At 65.8% G+C, this 19305-nt stretch carries 11 protein-coding genes; 4 read left to right on the top strand and 7 right to left on the bottom strand.

Features of this window, described 5'->3' with window-relative positions; genetic code table 11:
* Positions 1-34 precede the first annotated feature (34 nt).
* Positions 35-2212 (bottom strand): response regulator, encoded by a 2178-nt coding sequence (locus ACSQ27_RS06975; protein ID WP_436154731.1) that lies wholly within the window; start codon positions 2210-2212, stop codon positions 35-37.
* Entirely contained in the window at positions 2209-8241 is a 6033-nt protein-coding gene (locus tag ACSQ27_RS06980) for a HAMP domain-containing protein (protein WP_436154732.1), read from the bottom strand. The genes ACSQ27_RS06975 and ACSQ27_RS06980 overlap by 4 nt, the downstream gene beginning before the upstream one ends.
* Before the next feature lie 295 nt (positions 8242-8536).
* Here ACSQ27_RS06980 and ACSQ27_RS06985 point away from each other — a divergent pair, with 295 nt between their 5' ends.
* Positions 8537-9265, top strand: a complete 729-nt coding sequence (locus ACSQ27_RS06985; protein ID WP_436154733.1) for a hypothetical protein — start codon at positions 8537-8539, stop codon at positions 9263-9265.
* Between the two features lie 126 nt (positions 9266-9391).
* A complete protein-coding gene (locus ACSQ27_RS06990; RefSeq protein WP_436154734.1) occupies positions 9392-10315 on the top strand; it encodes a hypothetical protein in 924 nt (307 codons plus the stop codon).
* Between the two features lie 241 nt (positions 10316-10556).
* Here the strand turns inward: ACSQ27_RS06990 and ACSQ27_RS06995 are convergent, their stop codons facing one another.
* Together ACSQ27_RS06995 and ACSQ27_RS07000 are read right to left on the bottom strand one after the other, a co-directional pair.
* A complete protein-coding gene (locus tag ACSQ27_RS06995; protein ID WP_436154735.1) occupies positions 10557-10868 on the bottom strand; it encodes a hypothetical protein in 312 nt (103 codons plus the stop codon).
* A 32-nt stretch (positions 10869-10900) separates the two neighbouring features.
* On the bottom strand, positions 10901-11326 hold the full coding sequence (locus tag ACSQ27_RS07000; RefSeq protein WP_436154736.1) for a response regulator: 426 nt from the start codon (positions 11324-11326) through the stop codon (positions 10901-10903).
* Positions 11327-11576: 250 nt separating this feature from the next.
* Here ACSQ27_RS07000 and ACSQ27_RS07005 point away from each other — a divergent pair, with 250 nt between their 5' ends.
* Positions 11577-11891 carry a hypothetical protein gene (locus ACSQ27_RS07005; RefSeq protein WP_436154737.1) on the top strand — a complete coding sequence of 105 codons (315 nt, stop codon included), beginning with the start codon at positions 11577-11579 and terminating at the stop codon, positions 11889-11891.
* A 106-nt stretch (positions 11892-11997) separates the two neighbouring features.
* Complete coding sequence (locus tag ACSQ27_RS07010; RefSeq protein WP_436154738.1) at positions 11998-14172, top strand: catalase; 2175 nt, start codon at positions 11998-12000, stop codon at positions 14170-14172.
* Positions 14173-14181: 9 nt separating this feature from the next.
* Here ACSQ27_RS07010 and ACSQ27_RS07015 read toward each other — a convergent pair whose 3' ends face one another.
* The 3 genes from ACSQ27_RS07015 to ACSQ27_RS07025 form a co-directional block, all read right to left on the bottom strand.
* Positions 14182-16698 (bottom strand): penicillin acylase family protein, encoded by a 2517-nt coding sequence (locus ACSQ27_RS07015; RefSeq protein WP_436154739.1) that lies wholly within the window; start codon positions 16696-16698, stop codon positions 14182-14184.
* Positions 16699-16797: 99 nt separating this feature from the next.
* Positions 16798-17733: an FHA domain-containing protein gene (locus ACSQ27_RS07020; protein ID WP_436154740.1), complete on the bottom strand. Its 936-nt coding sequence runs from the start codon at positions 17731-17733 to the stop codon at positions 16798-16800.
* Between the two features lie 121 nt (positions 17734-17854).
* Complete coding sequence (locus tag ACSQ27_RS07025) at positions 17855-19291, bottom strand: aldehyde dehydrogenase family protein (protein WP_436154741.1); 1437 nt, start codon at positions 19289-19291, stop codon at positions 17855-17857.
* Positions 19292-19305: the final 14 nt, after the last annotated feature.

Raw genomic sequence — 19305 nt, forward strand, 5'->3', positions numbered from 1 at the left:
CAAACCAACATCAGCGCCCAGAACATCCAAAGAACTAAACCCCCTCCACCAAGTTCCGAACCCCGGGCGGCTGCCCAACAAGCGACAACAGAAAATCGATATCCGCCGGCTTGACCACATGATGATCAAACCCGGCCCGCTGCGACCTCAAGCGACTCTCCGCCTCCCCATACCCCGTCAAGGCAATCAACAACGCATCTTTGGATTCAGGCCGGCTGCGCAACTGGCGCGCCACTTCAAACCCGTCCATGCCGGGCAGGCCGATGTCGAGGATGAGCACGTCGGGCCCGAACTCCTGGGCCACGGTGAGCGCCTGCGCGCCGTCGTTCGCGATCCTCACCACATAGCCTTCGAGTTCCAGCAAGACCTTCAACGTGTCCGCCGAGGCCGGCAGGTCGTCGACGACCAGGATTTTGCGGGAGGCGGCCGGTGCCGGCCTGGCGGCTTTCGGCGCTGCGGCGGCGGGAAGGGCCGCGCCCTGCGCGGCAAGCCCGGCCGGGAAGGACACGCTGATGCGGCTTCCCTTGCCGCGGCCTTCGCTATAGGCCTCGACCGTGCCCTGGTGCAGCTCCACCAGGTGCTTGACCAGCGTGAGGCCTATGCCCAGCCCGCCCTGGGCGCGGTCCAGCGCCTGGTCGCCCTGGGCGAACAGGTCAAAAATGTGCGGCAGGAATTCGGCTTCTATGCCCTGGCCGGTGTCGGAGACGGTGATGCAGAGGCTGTCGCCCTTCAGCGATGCATCCAGGGTGATGGTCCCTTCCGGGTCGGTGAACTTGGAGGCGTTGTTGAGCAGGTTGGACAGCACCTGGGACAGGCGCACCAGGTCGCCCCGCAGGACCACGGCCTCGTCCGGGAGGGCTACCGTGAGCCGCTGCTGCCTCGCGGCCAGCAGGGGGCTGCTGGCTTCGACGGCGCGCTCGCACAGGGTCGCCAGCAGCAGCGGCTCCATGTGGACGGTCACCTTGCCGCGCACGATGCGCGACACGTCGAGCAGGTCGTCGACCATCCGCGACATATGGTCCACCTGGCGGGCGATCACGTCGCGCGCCCAGGCCACCGTCGGGTCGGCCACCTGGGCCCCGTGGATGATGTGGACCGCGTTGCGTATCGGCGCCAGCGGGTTGCGCAACTCGTGCGCCAGCATCGCGAGGAATTCGTTCTTGCGCCGGTCGGCCTCCTGCACCAGCGTGTAGAGCCTGGCGTTTTCCATGGCGATGGAAGCGCGGCCCACGACCTCGCTGAGCAGCGCGGCATCGGCCTGCGCAAAACCGCCGGCCTTGCCGAAGAGGATGAGTGCGCCCAGCTGCTGGTCGCCGGCGACCAGCGGGCAGACGGCCATCTCCTCGTGGTCCGGCGGCAGCTCCGGCCACTCAGGCGGCGGCGCGGACGCGGCCGGCGCCGCGCACAGCTCGGTCGCGGGCAGGAACTGGAGGTCGCGCGAAAGCATGGCGCCGCGCACCACCGCCGCCATGGAAGGGCTCAGTTCGCGGTGGCATTCGAGCAAGACCGGGCCCAGGGTAGGGTCGGCCTCGCCGACGATCTTGAGGCAGCGGCAGTGCAGTTCCCCATGGTCGTCCAGCAAGGCGACGGCGGCCATGGCGCCCAGGCCGGGCACGGCGATGTCGGCCAGGGCATGGGCGGTGGCGTCGATGTTGAGCGACATGGACAGGCGCTGGCTGGCCTCGGCCAGGTAGGCGGCGCGGCGCGTGGCCTCCTCGGCCGCGGTGCGGGCCGCTTCGGCGCGCGCCAGCGCCTCGCGCTCGACCGCCTGCTGCTGCAGCTGGCGGTGCATACGGTGCAGGTCGACGAAGACCTTTACCTTGGAGCGCAGCACGCCGGGCACGACGGGAGTCGAGATGTAGTCGACCGCGCCCAGCTCATAACCCTTGGCGGCCTGCACCTCGTCCACGTAGGCCGTGATGAAGAGGATGGGCGTCTGCGAGGTCTTCTTGTACTGCCGGATCAGGCTGGCGGTTTCCAGGCCGTCGATGTCGGGCATGTTGACGTCGAGCAGGATGACGGCGAAGTCCATCTGCAGGATCAGGCGCAGGGCCTCGCGGCCGGAACGGGCGCTGACGAGGTTCTGCCCCAGCTCCTCGAGGATGCTGCGCATGACGACGTGCTTTTCGGGCAGGTCGTCAACGATCAGGATGTTGACGGGGTCCGGATTGAGCATTTGCGCCGGCTCCTGCGGCTCGAGGACAGCGCTCATCGGGGCAACCAGGCACGCAGCACGGCCAGCAGGTTTTCGGTATTGACCGGCTTGGACAGGTAATCCCAGGCACCGGCCTCTATGCATTTCTCGCGGTCGCCTTTCATGGCCTTGGCCGTGACGGCGATCATGGGCAGGCTCTTGCCGGCCGGCAGCTTGCGGATCTCCTGCATGGTGACCAGGCCGTCCATCACGGGCATCATGATGTCCATCAGCACCACGCTGAGCTGCGGGTCGGCAGCCACCTTGGCAATGGCGTCGTGGCCGTTATCGGCCCAGACGATGTCCATACCCTCTTCTTCCAGCACGGTGGCCAGGGCGAAGATGTTGCGCATGTCGTCGTCGACGATCAGCACCCTTTTGCCGGCCAGCGACTTGTTGGCCTCGTGCAGGGCCCTCAGGGTGCCGCGCTGCTTTTCGGTCATGCGCGCTTCGCCCAGGTGCAGGGCGTGCATGGCCTGGTCCAGCACCCGGGGGATGGACCTGGCCTCGCGGAACAGGAAGCCGTCGCGCGACTGCCAGGCCGGCTGGTGCAGCGCGTCGATGGGCCCTTCACGCCAGACGACCACCGGCAGCGGCCCGAGCGCCCGGCGCTCCGGCGCGGCACGGCGCAGGCCCTCGAAGCTCTCGGTCAGGGAGGCATCGTCGGTGACGACACATTCAAAGCGGGTGAGGTCTTCGGCTTTGACGCCGGCCAGCGAGGCCACTGCGGTGCACTGCACATGGCTGTGCTGCAGCATGCCGGTGACCTCGCCGCGCAAGACATCGTCCTTCAGGGCGACCAGCATGTGCCGGACCGAGCGCGACACATAGCGGTGCAGCTGCTCCAGCATCTCGTCGAGCACTTCCTTGGACGGGATCGGTTTTTCGATGAAGGCCATGGCGCCCGAGCGGTAGGCGCGGTCCTTGGAGTCGTCGGTGGAGATGACACAGACCGGGATGTGCCGCACGCTGGCGTCTTGTTTGATGCGCTCGAGCACACGCCAGCCTTCCATGTCGGGCAGGTGCATGTCCAGCGTGATGGCCGAGGGCTTGAACTCGGCCGCGAGCGTCAGCGCGCCGGCGCCCAGTGGCGTCACCAACCCTTTGAAGCCCTTGGCGCGGGCCGCGTCGAGCAGGAAGCCGGCGAAGGCCAGGTCGTTCTCCACGATCAGCAGCACGAAGTCGCCGGGCTGGATGGCGTGCCGGTCATCGCCGGCTTCGTTGGCCAGCGCACTGGTGTCCGCCGCCAGGGTGGCTTCATCAAAAGCCGGCTCCAGCTTCTCGAAGCCCAGCCGGCTGATGGGCACGCTGGCTTCGATGCGCTGTTCGGCGCTACCGCCGGGCTTGCGCGCGCCGCGCGGCGAGGCGTAGACCAGCGGCAAGTAAAGCACAAAGCTGCTGCCCTCGCCGGGCGCGCTGGACAGGCGGATCTCGCCGCCCAGCAGGCGCGAGAGCTCGCGGCTGATGGCCAGGCCCAGGCCGGTGCCGCCGTATTTGCGGCTGGTACTGCCATCGGCCTGCTGGAAGGCTTCAAAGATGATCTGCTGCTTGTCGGCGGAAATGCCGATGCCGGTGTCGGTGACGGAAAACGCCAGCACCTGCTGGGCGCGATTGAGTTCCTCGTTGTCCGGGCTCCAGCCGGTGAAGGCTTCTTCGATGGCCAGGGCCACGTGGCCCTGGTGCGTGAACTTGAAGGCGTTGGACAGCAGGTTCTTGAGGATCTGCTGCAGGCGCTTGACGTCCGTCACCATGGACACCGGAAGCTGCAGGCCGGTGGTGATCAGGAAGTCCACGCTCTTGGCCTCGGCGACGTGGCGGAAGGTGCGCTCCACATACATCTGCAGGTCGGACAGGCGCAGTTCGTTGACGTCCACCACCACCGTGCCCGACTCGATCTTGGACAGGTCCAGGATGTCGTTGATCAGCATCAGCAGGTCGTTGCCGGAGGAATGGATGGTCTTGGAGAACTCGACCTGCCTCGCGGTCAGGTTGCCTTCGGAGTTCTTGCACAGCTGGTCGGACAGAATCAAGAGGCTGTTGAGCGGCGTGCGCAGCTCGTGCGACATATTGGCCAGAAACTCCGACTTGTACTTGGAGGTCAGCGACAGCTGCTTGGCTTTTTCTTCGAGTGCCTGGCGGGCCTGCTCGACCTCCTGGTTCTTGCGCTCCACCTCGTCGTTCTGCTGGACCAGCAGGTGGGCTTTTTCCTGCAATTCCTCGTTGGTCTGCTGCAATTCTTCCTGCCGGCTCTGCAGCTCCTGCGCCAGGGACTGCGACTGGGTCAGCAGGTCTTCCGTGCGCATATTGGCTTCGATCGTGTTGATCACGATGCCGATACTTTCCGTGAGCTGGTCCAGGAAGGCCTGGTGCGTGGGATTGAAGCGCTCGACCGAGGCGAGTTCGACCACGCCCCGGACCTGGCCCTCGAAGATGATGGGCAGCACCAGGATGTCCATGGGCGCCACTTCGGTGAGGCCCGACGATATCTTGAGGCCCTGCGGCAGCGAGGAGGTCAGCAATATCTTCTGCTTGTCGAAAGCACACTGGCCTATCAGGCCCTGGCCCAGGTCGATTTCCTTGCCGTAGGCGCCCTGCCCGTCCGAGGCATAACTGGCCATGAGGCGCAGGCGCGGCCTTTCATGCGTGTAGCTCAGCACGTAGAACTCGGCCTGCTGGGCGCCCACCACGGGTGCGAGCTCCGAGAGGATCAGGTGGCCCACGGCCACCAGGTCTTTCTGGCCCTGCAGCATGCGGCTGAATTTGGCCAGGTTGGTCTTGAGCCAGTCCTGCTCGGTGTTAACCTGGGTGGTGTCCTTGAGGTTGCGGATCATTTCATTGATCGTGTCTTTCAAGGCAGCCACCTCGCCCAGCGCTTCCACGGTGATGGAACGCGTCAAGTCGCCCTGCGTCACAGCCGTCGCCACCTCGGCGATGGCGCGCACCTGGGTCGTCAAATTGGCGGCCAGCTGGTTGACGTTTTCGGTCAGGCCTTTCCAGGTACCGGCCGCGCCGGGCACCTTGGCCTGGCCGCCCAGCTTGCCTTCGACGCCCACCTCACGCGCCACCGAGGTCACCTGGTCGGCGAAGGTGGCCAGCGTGTCGGTCATGCCGTTGATGGTGTCGGCCAGCGCGGCGATCTCGCCCTTGGCCTCCACGGTCAGCTTGCGCTCCAGGTCGCCGTTGGCCACGGCCGTCACCACACGCGCAATGCCGCGCACCTGGCTGGTCAGGTTGCCGGCCATGAAGTTCACGTTGTCGGTCAAGTCCTTCCAGGTGCCGGCCACGCCCTGCACGTCGGCCTGGCCGCCCAGCTTGCCCTCGGTGCCCACCTCGCGCGCCACACGGGTCACCTCGGAGGCAAACGATCGCAGCTGGTCCACCATGGTGTTGATGGTGTTTTTGAGTTCGAGGATTTCGCCCTTCACGTCCACCGTGATCTTCTTGGACAGGTCACCCGCCGCCACGGCCTTGGTCACGTCGGCGATATTGCGCACCTGGGACGTCAAATTGCCGGCCATGAAGTTCACGTTGTCGGTCAGATCCTTCCAGGTACCGGCCACACCCTGCACGTCGGCCTGGCCGCCCAGCTTGCCCTCGGTGCCCACCTCGCGCGCCACACGCGTCACTTCAGACGCGAAAGATCGCAGCTGGTCCACCATGGTGTTGATGGTGTTCTTGAGTTCGAGGATTTCGCCCTTGACGTCCACCGTGATCTTTTTGGACAAGTCGCCGGCCGCCACGGCCGTCGTCACCTCGGCGATGTTGCGCACCTGAGCGGTCAAATTGGAGCCCATGGAGTTGACCGAGTCGGTCAAGTCTTTCCAGGTGCCGGCCACACCTTGCACGTCGGCCTGGCCGCCCAGCTTGCCTTCGGTGCCCACCTCGCGCGCCACCCGCGTCACTTCAGACGCGAATGATCGCAGCTGGTCCACCATGGTGTTGATGGTGTTTTTGAGTTCGAGAATCTCGCCCTTCACGTCCACCGTGATCTTTTTGGACAAGTCACCGGCCGCCACGGCCGTCGTCACCTCGGCGATGTTGCGCACCTGCGCCGTGAGGTTGGAGCCCATGGAGTTGACCGAGTCGGTCAAGTCCTTCCAGGTGCCGGCCACACCCTGCACGTCGGCCTGGCCCCCCAGCTTGCCTTCGGTGCCCACCTCGCGCGCGACACGGGTCACCTCGGACGCAAAGGATCGCAACTGGTCCACCATGGTGTTGATGGTGGCCTTGAGTTCAAGGATTTCGCCCTTCACGTCCACCGTGATCTTTTTGGACAGGTCGCCGGCCGCCACGGCCTTGGTCACCTCGGCGATGTTGCGCACCTGGCCGGTCAGGTTGGAACCCATGGAGTTCACTGAGTCCGTCAAATCCTTCCAGGTGCCGGCTACGCCCTGCACGTCGGCCTGGCCGCCCAGCTTGCCTTCGGTACCCACCTCGCGCGCAACCCGCGTCACTTCGGATGCGAAAGAAGACAGCTGGTCCACCATGGTATTGATGGTGTTTTTGAGTTCGAGAATCTCGCCCTTCACGTCCACCGTGATCTTTTTGGACAAGTCGCCAGCCGCCACGGCCGTCGTCACTTCGGCGATGTTGCGCACCTGGCCCGTGAGATTGGAGCCCATGGAGTTGACCGAATCGGTCAAGTCCTTCCAGGTACCGGCCACACCCTGCACGTCGGCCTGGCCGCCCAGCTTGCCTTCGGTACCCACTTCGCGCGCCACCCGCGTCACCTCGGAGGCGAAAGAGGACAGCTGGTCCACCATGGTGTTGATGGTGTTCTTGAGTTCGAGAATCTCGCCCTTGACGTCCACCGTGATCTTTTTGGACAGGTCGCCTGCCGCCACGGCCTTGGTCACGTCGGCGATGTTGCGCACCTGGGACGTCAAATTACCGGCCATAAAGTTCACGTTGTCGGTCAAGTCCTTCCAGGTACCCGCCACGCCCTGCACATCGGCCTGGCCGCCCAGCTTGCCCTCGGTGCCCACCTCGCGCGCCACCCGCGTCACTTCAGACGCAAAGGATCGCAGCTGGTCCACCATGGTGTTAATGGTGTTTTTGAGCTCCAGGATTTCGCCCTTGACGTCCACCGTGATCTTTTTGGACAGGTCGCCGGCCGCCACGGCCGTCGTCACCTCGGCGATGTTGCGCACCTGAGCGGTCAAATTGGAGCCCATGGAGTTGACCGAGTCGGTCAAGTCCTTCCAGGTGCCGGCCACACCCTGCACGTCGGCCTGGCCGCCCAGCTTGCCTTCGGTGCCCACCTCGCGCGCCACCCGCGTCACCTCGGCCGAGAAAGTGCCGAGCTGCTCCACCATCTTGTTGATGATCATGGCGGTGCGCAGGAACTCGCCTTCCAGCGCCCTGCCTTCGGCCTCCAGCGCCATGCTCTTGGACAGGTCGCCCTGGGCCACGGCGCCGATCACGCGCGCCACTTCGCTGGTCGGGTGGACCAGGTCGGCGATCAGCGAGTTGATGGACTCCGCGGAGTCACGCCAGAAACCCGTGGCGTCGGGCACAAAGGCGCGCTCCTTGAGCCGGCCCTGCTTGCCGACCACGCGGCTCAGGCGTTCAAGCTCGCGCGCCATGCGCACGTTTTCGGAAACCACGTCGTTGAAGGCATCGGCCACCTTGCCGGGCACGCCGGTCCAGTCTTGCGGCAGGGATGCGCGCGCGTCGCCTTTTTTCAGGTCGGTCAATGCGGTCAACACCACCTTGGTCTGCTCCGTCACCGTGTCGGCTTCGTCGAGCACGGTGTTGATGGCCATCGCGTTCTGCAACCAGAAGCCCGATAGTTTTTCCTCGGGCAGGCGCCGGCTGGCGCGTGTTGACAGGCGGGACTTGGATGCCAGGCCTTTGCAGCGGCTGGTGGTCGCCGTCGTCATGGCTGACAGCTGGTTGAATTCGGCGGCGATCTTTCCATAGATGCCGTCCCACTCCGTTGGAAGTGTGACGCCGGATTCACCCCGTCTGAGCGCGCTCAGAGATTTGAGAATGGACTTCAATTCGGTGTCGCGCTCGATCACCGAAAGCTTGGCGAGAGCCTCCATATCATTCATCCTGTATTGGCGGTAACTTTTTGTAGAAACGGGTGCCGAGATTACTCGCGAAGATTCAGAATGACAACCAAATCACGCACTATTTACTTAACGCGGAAAACAATCTGCGGCGCCCCCGTCACAGCATCACAACTGTAGGCTTTGGCTTACACAAATTCTTTTTTGACCGCTGTATATTTTGTGGTTACGCCTTGAAAATATCGCAGCCAGATGTGTTCGCTGCGCGGCGTGGGCCCTGCAGATTCGGCTGCAGTTTTCGTGAACCCTTTTCATTGGCACCAGCACCATGAGCGCTCAGTCCAGCAGCACGGCAGAACAGGCAAGCGGATTGCAACGATGCGAGGCGGAAGCGGCGCATTACGCACTCCTGCGGCGGCTGGCACCGGTGATACGCCACAACATGGCGGGGACGCTGCAACCGATCGCCATGGTGGCGGCGATGCTGGAGCGGCGCCTGCAAAAAGCCGACCCCGATCCCGAAGCGCTGCTCAGAAACGCGCGTGACATCGTGGCGCTGTCCAAAGAGGCGGCCGCCTCCTGTGTCGATTTGATGGGCTGGCTCGCGCCCAAGGACAATCGCCCCGTCAGGGCCGATGCGGGCATCGCGGAATGTGTGGGCATGGTGGTGACGCAGCTCTCGTTCAGGGGCTTTTCGGTCACCGACAACAGCGGCAGCATCGCCGCGCAGCTGCCCCAGTCGGTGCTGCGCACTGTGCTGACCGCCGCGCTCATAGGCCTGACCGATGCGGCGGCCGCGCCCGGCAAGCTGCTCATCAGCGCCGGGTTCGCCGAGGGCGTCCTCTCCATACACGTCGATCTCAAAGTACCCGAGGTTCCCGAGCCCGTGCGCGCGATGGACAAGCCGCCCTATCGCCTGCTCGACTGGCAGGACGTGCAAGCCCTGGCCCAGCAGGAATCCGTGCGCCTGACACGCGGTGAAAACCGGCTCACGCTGCAATTCGAGGCCTCCGCCGCGACCGACCCGCAGACGCTGGCGGAGACCGTGCAAGCCTGAAAGCTTCGCGCCCTTGCCTCCCGTGTCTCCCTTCGTTTTCCCCTTCGCTTCACGCTTGCGGCGATTGCATGTAGGACGAGGGAGCATCTGTGAGGAAGGCCTTGTTTGCGCTGGCAAACTGGGGCCATGAATCCTTTTCGACGACGTCTTGGGCGTCTTGCGCTGCTGTGCGGCCTGGTGGTTTGCGCCGCCCCTTTCGCCACGTTTCCGGTTGCCGTGCAGGCACAGCAGGCGCCCGCCGCGAGCGCGGAATCCGGCGCACCGGCCCTGCTCGAAAAACACGCGGCGCTGGCCGGGCAGCTTGCGCAGAATGCCTACCGCAGGCCGCTGTTCCTGGAGTCCACCGACGGGACCAACGCGGTGAGCGGCAGCGCCTACGCGGTGCTGAACTCCCCCTTTGCCACCGTCAGCGAGGCCTTCAAAAGCCCGAACCGCTGGTGCGAGATGCTGATCCTGCACCTCAACACCAAGTACTGCCGCGCGAGCGTCAACGAGAGCCCGAGCACGCTGAACGTGCACATCGGGAAAAAGACCGAGCAGGAACTGGCGGACGCGTTTGCGCTTCAGTTCAGGTACCAGCTGGCCGCCAGTTCAGCCGACTATCTCGTGGCGAACCTGAGATCGGACAAAGGCCCCCTGGGCACCAACAACTACCGCATCGAATTGCAGGCCGTTCCGCTTCCGGGCGGCAAGACCTTTATGCACCTGCGTTACTCCTACGGCTACAGCATCGCCAGCCGCCTGGCGATGCAGGGCTACCTGGCCACGGCCGGTAGCGGCAAGGTCGGCTTCACGCGGGTGCAACGCGGCTCCACCGCCGGGTATGTCGATGGCATGCGCGGCACCGTGGAGCGCAACACCATGCGCTATTACCTGGCCATCGAGGCCTACCTGGCTTCGCTCGACAAGCCGCCGGCGCGGCAGCTCGAGGCGCGGCTGCAGCACTGGTTCGACGCGACCGAGCAATACGCCCGCCAGCTCCATGAGGTGGACAAGGAAAGCTACCTGGCCATGAAGCGCGCCGAGTACCAGCGCCAGCAGGCGTCCTGACCTTCCTGTTATCTGACGGCTTGCGGCGGCACGTTGGTGCCTGGTTCGCGAATGGGCAGCGTAGGTTCGGGCGGCGGGGGATCGGTGATCTCAGGTGGTGTGCCGGGCTCAGGCGGAATGATCAGCGGCGGAACCTCGTTCGGTATGTGAATGCCCGGTGTGCCGGGCGGAGGCTGGGGAACGGGAACGTGAAGATGCAGGGGCATAAAAATTTCCTTGAGTCGGGGACGTCCGCCCGGGATCATTTCAGCCGGAACGGCCGCAAAGGCGGGATCCGGCCGCGCAAGCGCGAGCGCAGGACCAGCATGGCCAGCGCGCCCGCCGCGGCGGCCAGCAGGGCCGACTGGCAGGGCCGGGCCGCGACGTGGGCGCCGATGGCCTGGGCGAATGAAGACCCGCCACGGCGGGCTTTGGCGGCGGCCGGGCCGGAGGGCGGCAGCGCGAAGCCATTGCCCTGCCCTTCCACCCGCACCGCCTCTTCCGCCGTCTGGAAAACGTCGTCGTCGAGGCGCCGCGGTCCGGTATCAAGGGGCGCAACGGTGGGCATGTTCATGGTCCGGTCCTGATGAATACGGTGTTTGCGGCTCACGCGGACTGCAGCCTGGAGTCCCTGGAATCGTCGTTGGCGGCGGGATCCAGCTTGCGGCTCTGGGTCAGGCAGTAGGCCAGCAGGCAATCGATTTCCGTGGACTTGTCGAAGACCGCATCCACGCCCAGTTCGGCGCAGCGCATGCGCATCTCGCGGGTGGCGTAGTTGCTGAACACCACGATCTTCTGGGAAGGCTTGCGGTCGCGGCAGGCCTCCAGGATCCGGAGGCCGCTGCCCTGTTTGAGGAACAGGTCGACGATGGCCAGGTCCCACTGGGCCTCGTGCTGCGTCAGCCATTCGGCGCCCTCATCTTCGGTCTCGCAGGTGCCGACGGCTTCAACGGGCGCCAGTTCTTCCAGCGTGCTGAGCAGGTTGTCGCGGATGGTGGGATTGTCCTCAACGAGGTAGGTTCGCATTTTCATGATGGGTGCCAATCCGCAACAGCGGCAAATAAGGGTGGGAATGTTCATCAATTTACGCGGCGGGGCCCTGCCCCGATGCCGGAAGGGTGAGCATGCCCATGTAGGAGAAAGGCCAACCGGCGCGCGCGGACCGGGAGCGAACGCGGGTTTCCGCGGGCGGTAAGCGGCGTCTTACGCCAGGAGCAGAAAGGCCTTACACCACCCACCGGCATCGGGCTACCAGCCCGGCGGCCGGGCGCCCCTATCGTCCATGCACCACCTGACCACGTTTCACCCACCACAGGAAACCACCACCATGAAGCTGATGGCCGGACTTTTGACAGGCATGGCCGCGGGGCTGTTGACCGCCTGGCGAATCCATGCCCATCCCCGCGATATCGACCTGTTGCACGCTTTCCTGACGGTGCTGGTCTGCGCGGCGGGCCTGTTCCTGGTGTCCATGGCCTTGCCGGACAGCATCGCGGAAGTGCTGCAGGAGTTCATGGCCTGGTGCCTGGCCGGCACGATCGCCGCGCTGGGCCTGCTGGCCTCGGTGAAGGTGCTGGAAGGCCTGCTCGACAACTGACCGCCACGCGGGGCCGGCGTTTCCCGGTATTTCGCCCTTTACGTCCTGTAACCGCCCGCGGCCCCAAGCCCCAGGCGGAATTTCTTTTTTACAACAAGGATTTTTCATGCCGCCCTCCAAGCGCACCATTTCTCCCCCTCACCGGAACACGGACGGCGCCAAAGACAAGAAGACCCAGCTCGAGAGCTTCACCGCCGGCGTCGCCCCGGTGCTCACGACCAACCAGGGACTGCAGTTCCCGGACAACCACAACTCGCTGAAGGCGGGCGTGCGCGGCCCGACCCTGCTGGAGGATTTCATCCTCCGCGAAAAAATCACCCACTTCGACCACGAGCGCATACCCGAGCGCGCGGTGCACGCGCGCGGCGCGGGCGCGCACGGCTATTTCAAGCCCTACAAGTCCATGGTGCAGTACACCAGTGCCGGTTTTTTGCAGGACCCGGACGTGGAGACGCCGGTCTTCGTGCGTTTTTCCACCGTGGCCGGCTCCCGCGGCTCGGCCGACACGGTGCGCGACGTGCGCGGCTTCGCCGTGAAGTTCTACACCGCCGAAGGCAACTACGACCTGGTCGGCAACAACATCCCGGTCTTCTTCATCCAGGACGCGATCAAGTTCCCGGACCTGATCCATGCGGTCAAGCCGGAACCGCACAACGAAATGCCGCAGGCGGCCAGCGCCCACGACACCTTCTGGGACTTCGCCTCGCTGATGCCCGAATCCACCCACATGCTGATGTGGGCCATGTCGGACCGCGCCGTGCCGCGCAGCTTTCGCATGATGGAGGGTTTCGGCGTCCATGCCTTTCGCTTCATCAATGCGCGCGGCGAATCCTTTTTTGTGAAGTTTCACTGGAAACCCAAGCTGGGCGTGCACGGACTGGCCTGGGACGAGGCGCAGAAAATCGCCGGCAAGGACCCGGATTTCCACAGGCGCGACCTGTGGGAGGCGATTGACAGCGGCAACTTCCCGGAGTGGGAGCTGGGCGTGCAGATCGTCGACGAGGGCAAGGAAGGCGAGCTGGGCTTCGACATCCTGGACCCGACCAAGCTGATCCCCGAGGCGCAGGTGCCGGTGCAGCCCATCGGCAAGATGGTGCTCAACCGCAACCCGGACAATTTTTTCGCGGAAACCGAGCAGGTGGCCTTCCACCCCGGCCACCTGGTGCCGGGCATCGACTTTTCCAACGACCCGCTGCTGCAGGGCCGGCTGTTCTCGTACACCGACACCCAGCTGTCGCGCCTGGGCGGCGCCAACTTCCATGAGATCCCGATCAACCGTGCCGTTTGCCCCATGCACAACTTCCAGCGCGACGGCATGCACCGCCAGGCCATCGCCAAGGGCCGGGTCGCCTATGAGCCCAACACGCTGGCCAGCGGCGCCGAGTACCGGGTGGACGGCGGCGCGCAGGGATTCCAGTCCTACCCGGAGCAGCTGGAGCCGCCGAAAATCCGCCGCCGCAGCCCTTCCTTTGACGACCATTTTTCGCAGGCCGCGCTGTTCTGGAACAGCCAGAGCGCGCCGGAAAAAGACCACATCGTGGCGGCCTTCCGTTTTGAGCTGTCCAAGGTGGAGGTGCCCGACATCCGCCAGCGCATGGTGGACAACCTGGCCCATGTGGACCTGAAGCTGGCCACGCGCGTGGCGGCCCCGCTGGGCATCAAGCCGCCGGACGCCAAGGCCGCGGCCGGCAGGCTGGGCTTTCGCGACCACCGCATCGAGGCCAAGGTGGAGGAAGACCCGGCCCTGCGCATGGTGGGCCGCCCGGGCGGCAGCGCCAAGACGCGCAAGGTGGCCATCCTGGTGGCCGACGGGGTGGAGGCCGCCGCGCTCAAACGCCTGCAGCAGGACCTGCTGGACGCGGGTGCTTTGTGCAAACTTGTGGCGCCGCAGTTGGGCACGGTCAGCACCTCATCGGGCCGGCAGCTCGCGGTGGACCACACCTTCACCAACATGCCCTCGGTGATGTTCGACGCCGTGCTGATTCCGGGCGGAAGCGAAAGCGTTGCCACCCTGGCCGCCATGGGCGAGGCGGTGCACTTTGTGCTGGAGGCCTACAAGCACTGCAAGACGATTTGCGCGGTCAACGACGGCGCGCAGCTGCTGGCCACCCTGGGCTTCAGCCTGGGCAAGGACCCGGAGGCCGTCATTGTGCCCACGCCCGGCGTCATCATTGCCGATGCGCGCAAGGTCATGGACGGCCAGGTGTCGCATGATTTCCTGGCGGCCATTGCGCTGCACCGCCACTGGGACCGGCTCAACGTGGACGCCATCCCGGCGTAAGGCGGATGCCTACGGGCGCAGCGTGAGCTGGTGCGGGAAAGCCAGCGGATTCATCCGCAAGGGCCGGTATTGCACGGCGGCCCAGTCGTCCCGCATGTCGCGGTAGCGGCCGGAAAACACCAGGCCGCTCTGCCCTGTCTGGTAGATGAAGCGCGAGTTCTCCGGGTCGCCCATGTCGTACACCGCGCGCAGCGATGCGGCCTGCCGGTTGGCAAAGGGCGTGGCATCGCCCGTGGCCCAGTACTGGCCCACGTTGACGGTGAAGGGATCCCCCCCGGTGGGCACGCGCACGTCGAACCACGGTGCCAGCCAGGCCACGTTGCCGAAGGGCTTGTGCGCCGACAGCGCCGGATGCGCCCTGCCCCAGGTCCAGCTTCCCACGTCCGCACCGTAAGCCCCCTGCAGGCGGTCCAGCGCGCGAACCAGCGCCGCCGCCGATTGCGCCTCGCAGCCGGCCGCCTCGCACCAGTTGCCGTCCTGGCGCTCCAGCACGTCTTCCAGCGTGCTCCTGAAATGGCGCTTGCCGTAAAGCGGCCTGAACACCGCCTCGCCGAGCTTGCCGCCGACGATGCCGCGCGTGAGTTCGTCGGCCCAGGCGGCGAACAGCAGCGGCGCGGCCTGGTCGGCGCGCATGACGCCGTCAAAACCGGCCACGGCTTTGCGCGCGGCATCGGCCAGCGGATGCTGCACCGGCTGCGCCAGTGTTTTTTGCAGGAAAGGCAGCAACTTCAGCGTGGCCGGTGAAAGCTGGTCGGCCTGGATTTTTTGCATGGACGCGAGGTCGTGCTTCGGCGTGGCGGCCAGCAGTTGCGCGATGCGGTCGTAGCGGTAGGGCACGGTCCAGTCCTGGCCCATGAAGAAAGGGTAAGCCGGCGGCGTGATGCGCTGGTTGGCGGTGGCCCACCAGCCCTTGGCCTCGATAGCAGCGCGGCTGGCCTCGGGCGTTTGCGCATAAGGCAGCCAGCCGGCCCAGTCGTAGCGGGCATCCCATCCCGGCGAGGGGGCGATGCCGCGAATATCGTTGTCGGGCTTGCGCAGCGGCACCTTGCCGGCGGCCTTGAAGGCCATGCCGCCCGCGACGTCGGCCGTGACGACGTTCTGCATCGGCGAGTGGTAGGCCGCGAAGGCGTCCACCAGTTCCTGGGCCGACTGGGCGCGGTTGGCGCGCAGGCCGGCCAGCACCGTCTGGTTGTCGGCGTCGAGCGCGCTCCAGCGCAGCGCGAGCACGTATTTGCGGGTGTCGATCAATTCGGCATGCGATTTCTGTACATCGCTGAGCACCGGGCCGTGGCGGCTTTCGCGCACGTCCAGCACCACGTCGGGCTGGCCCTTGACCTTGATGGTTTCGCGGCGGGTCTCGAAATCGGCCCAGGCCTCGGCCCTGGACGCGTCGGCCGACGGGATGCGGTACTGCCGCGGGTTGGCGGGATTGACCTGCTCGAGGTACAGGTCCTGCACGTCGGGCGCGGTGTTGGTGAACCCCCAGGCCATTTTTTCGGTGCGGCCCATGACCACGAACGGCAGGCCGGGCAAGGTCGCGCCTATGACGTCCAGCCCGGCGCCGCTGCCGCCGGCGGGCGCCTGCAGCCGCGCGAAATACCAGACGGCCGGGGCCGACAGGCCCAGGTGCGGGTCGTTGGCCAGCAGGGGCTTGCCGCTCGCGCTGTGCGCACCGGCCACCACCCAGTTGTTGGAGCCCTTGCCTTCCACCTCGCCCAGCGCCCCGGCCCAGCTATTGATGCCTTGGGCCATGGCGAGCGCTACGGGAGCCGGTTGGGTGGCCGAAACTTTCTGGGTGGCGGGAAGGTCGGCGCGGTACACCCCGAGATCGGCGTAAAGCTTGCTGAAATCCACCCTGGAGGCCGGCTGCTCGCCGGGGTATGGCGGAAACAGCTGCCACAGTTCGGGGGTCCTGAGCACCCGGGCGGCGGACAGGCGGGCGAATTCGGTGCCCCAGTTGCCGCTCAGGTCCAGCGCCATCATCAGCGACCAGGCCAGGCTGTCGGAAGGCGACCAGGCCGTGCCGGAAGCGCCGCCGGGCTCGACGCCCAGGATGTGGAACTCGGGGGACAAGGCCTGCGATGAGCCGGCGTAAAAAGCGTTGATCCCCTCGCTGTAGGCCTGCATGGCTTCGCGCCCCTCGGCGGGCAGGGTTTGCCATTGGCGCTCTGCGGCACGCGCCACACCCAGGGTGCGCAATAGCTTGTCGGTGTCCAGCGTGGCCGGGCCGAACACCTCGGAGAGTTCGCCGTGCATCACGCGCCGGTTGAATTCCAGCTGCCAGCCGCGCTCCTGGGCATGGACGTAGCCGAGCGCAAACCAGGCGTCGCGCGGCGACTGGGCCTTGATGTGGGTGACGTCGGACGCATCGCGCGCCACGCTCACGCGGTCCCGCAGGCCGGCTGCCTGGAGCTCGCCATCGAGCGCGGGCGTGGCGCGGTAGATATAGATGCCGGCGGCCGCCGCGGCGATCAGCAGCAGCGCGGCCAAGGCGGCAAGAACGCGTTTGAACCAGAGCAAGATCATGTTCCCATCAAGTCGCCGTGCGTATCGACGGCCAAGGCGACGAGCCCGTGGCGGGCCCTTTTCCCTTTTGCATCCTGCACCCGGCCGGATGAATGCAGCTTATTTTGTCTGCAAGTGCATTTTGCCGTCGGCGAACTTGAAACTGACGGTGGGTACCGTGAAATCTTCAAAAGGCGCACCCAGCGCGATCTCGCCTTCGAGCAGCAGCACGCATTCCTGCCGGCGCAGCGCGACCACCGCCGCGCTGTCGGAAAAGCGCACCCAGGTGCCGTAGCTGCTGACGTCTTCGAGGAAGAACTGGCCGGCGCGCCATTCAATCCTGGCGTGCCGGCGGGAAACGCGCGGGTCCTGGACCACAAAATGCGCGTCCTGGTCGCGCCCCAGGAAGATGGGCAGCTCGGTCGAGGCGAAGGCCGTGTTGATGTCCAGCCAGCACAGCTCTATCAAGGCCAGGGCGGCGGCCGGCCGGTCGGGCAGCGGCTCCGTCAGGGTGGCGGGCACGGTGAAGGACTCGGACATGACCTCGGCCTGCCATTCGATGCGGTGCACCAGGCAGGCTTCGGTACGGCCCCGTATTTCCAGCGCGCCCAGGCTTCGGGAGCGCACCAGCGTGTCGGAAGGAAGGTGCTGGATGACGGCGTCGGTGGCCAGGATCTGGTCCGGGCCGGACAGGTCGCTCAGGCGCGAGGCCAGGTTGACGGCGTCGCCGAAGCAGTCGCCGTCCTGTTCGACGATTTCACCGCGCGCCACGCCTGTTTGCAGGCGCATCTTGAGCTGGTCGGGCCAGTTGCGGATGCGGTCGCGATGCACCCGCTGGAGTTCGGTCACGGCATCGACGGCGTCGGCATTGTCGGGAAACACGACGAGCACGCCGTCGCCGAGGTATTTGACGACGTGGCCGCGGTAGGCCTGGCAGACCTTGCCTATCCACTGGGTCAGGCGTGTGATGGCCTGCGTGGCCTTGGCGTTGCCCAGCGATTCAAAAACCCCGGTGCTTCCTGTGAGATCGGCAAAAACGACGGTAACTTCTGCCATAAATCGATGTAACTGCTTGTAGTTCTGGCGCCATTAAAACATAAGTACACACGGAACTTATGACAGAGGGCGGACGGCACGGCGGCCTTGGCCGGGGCGTCCGCTGGAATGGGCCCGAAACTCAGCTCGCGCTGGGCTTGAGCTGCATGGCCTTGAACTCCAGGAACTCCTCAAAGCCGTACACGCCGTTTTCGCGGCCGTTGCCCGACTGTTTGTAACCGCCGAACGGAGCCTGGCCGTTGAAAGGCCCGCCGTTGATGTCCACCTGGCCGGTGCGCAGGCGGCGCGCGACCTTCATCGCGTGCTCGTCGGTGCCGGCCCACACGGCGCCGCCCAGGCCGTAAATGGTGCTGTTGGCAATCGCCACGGCTTCTTCTTCGTCCTTGTAAGGGATGACCACCAGCACCGGGCCGAAGATTTCCTCCTGGGCCAGCGTGTCGGTCGGCTTGATGCCCAGGATGGTGGGCTGGACAAAATAGCCCTTGGCGATGGCGGGCGCCTCGGCGCCGCCGGCGATCACGTCCGCGCCCTCTTCGATGCCGGTGCGGATGAAACCCAGCACGCGGTCGCGCTGGGAGGCACTGACCAGGGGGCCGAGCTTGCTGCCCTCCTCCAGGCTGGGGCCGACGCTGAACTTGGCGATGGCGGCCTGGGCCAGCGCCTTGACTTCTTCATAGCGGCCGGCCGGCACCAGCAGGCGGGTGTGGGCCGAGCAGGTCTGGCCGCTGTTGAGCATGCAGGCCGACACCGTGCCTTTCACGGCGGCCTCGAAATTGGCGTCATCCAGCACCACGCTGGCCGACTTGCCGCCCAGCTCCAGCGCCACGCGCTTGATGGACTGGCTGGCCAGCTCGCCCACGCGTTTGCCGGCGCGGGTGGAGCCGGTAAAGCTCACCATGTCGACTTCCGGGTGCGTGGCCAGCACCTCGCCCACGACCGGGCCCATGCCGTTGACCAGGTTGAACACGCCGGGCGGCAGGCCCGCCTCATGGATGATCTCGGCCAGGATCATGGCGTTGACCGGGGCGATTTCGCTGGGCTTGAGCACCACGGTACAGCCGGCAACCATGGCCGGCGCGATTTTCAACGTGATCTGGCTCAGCGGGAAATTCCAGGGCGTGATGCAGCCGACCACGCCTATGGCCTCGCGCACCACCAGGGAGTTGCCGACGGTCTTTTCCCATTCAAACTGGCGCGCCACCTTGGCGAAATTGCCCCAGTGCCAGGCCGGGCCGCCGACCTGGACGGCGCGCGCCATCTTCAGGGGCATGCCAACCTCGCGGGCAATCGCCAGGGCCAGGTCATCGGTGCGGGCCTTGACGCCGGCCGCCACCTTGTCGAGGTAGGCGGCGCGTGTTTCGACCGGCAGGGCCGCCCAGCCGTCAAAGGCCGCGCGGGCCGCCAGCACGGCGGCTTCGGCCTCGGCCGCCGTGCCGGCCGGCACCGTCGCCATCAGGGCTTCGGTGCTGGAGTCATGGACAGGCAGGGTTTCGGAGGACTGGGCCTTGACCCATTGGCCGTTGATGTAGTGCGCAGGGTAAACAGTTGTTGCGGTCATGGGTGTGCTCATGG

The sequence above is a fragment of the Polaromonas sp. LjRoot131 genome (assembly GCF_964252805.1).
Classification (GTDB): Bacteria; Pseudomonadota; Gammaproteobacteria; order Burkholderiales; family Burkholderiaceae_C; genus Polaromonas.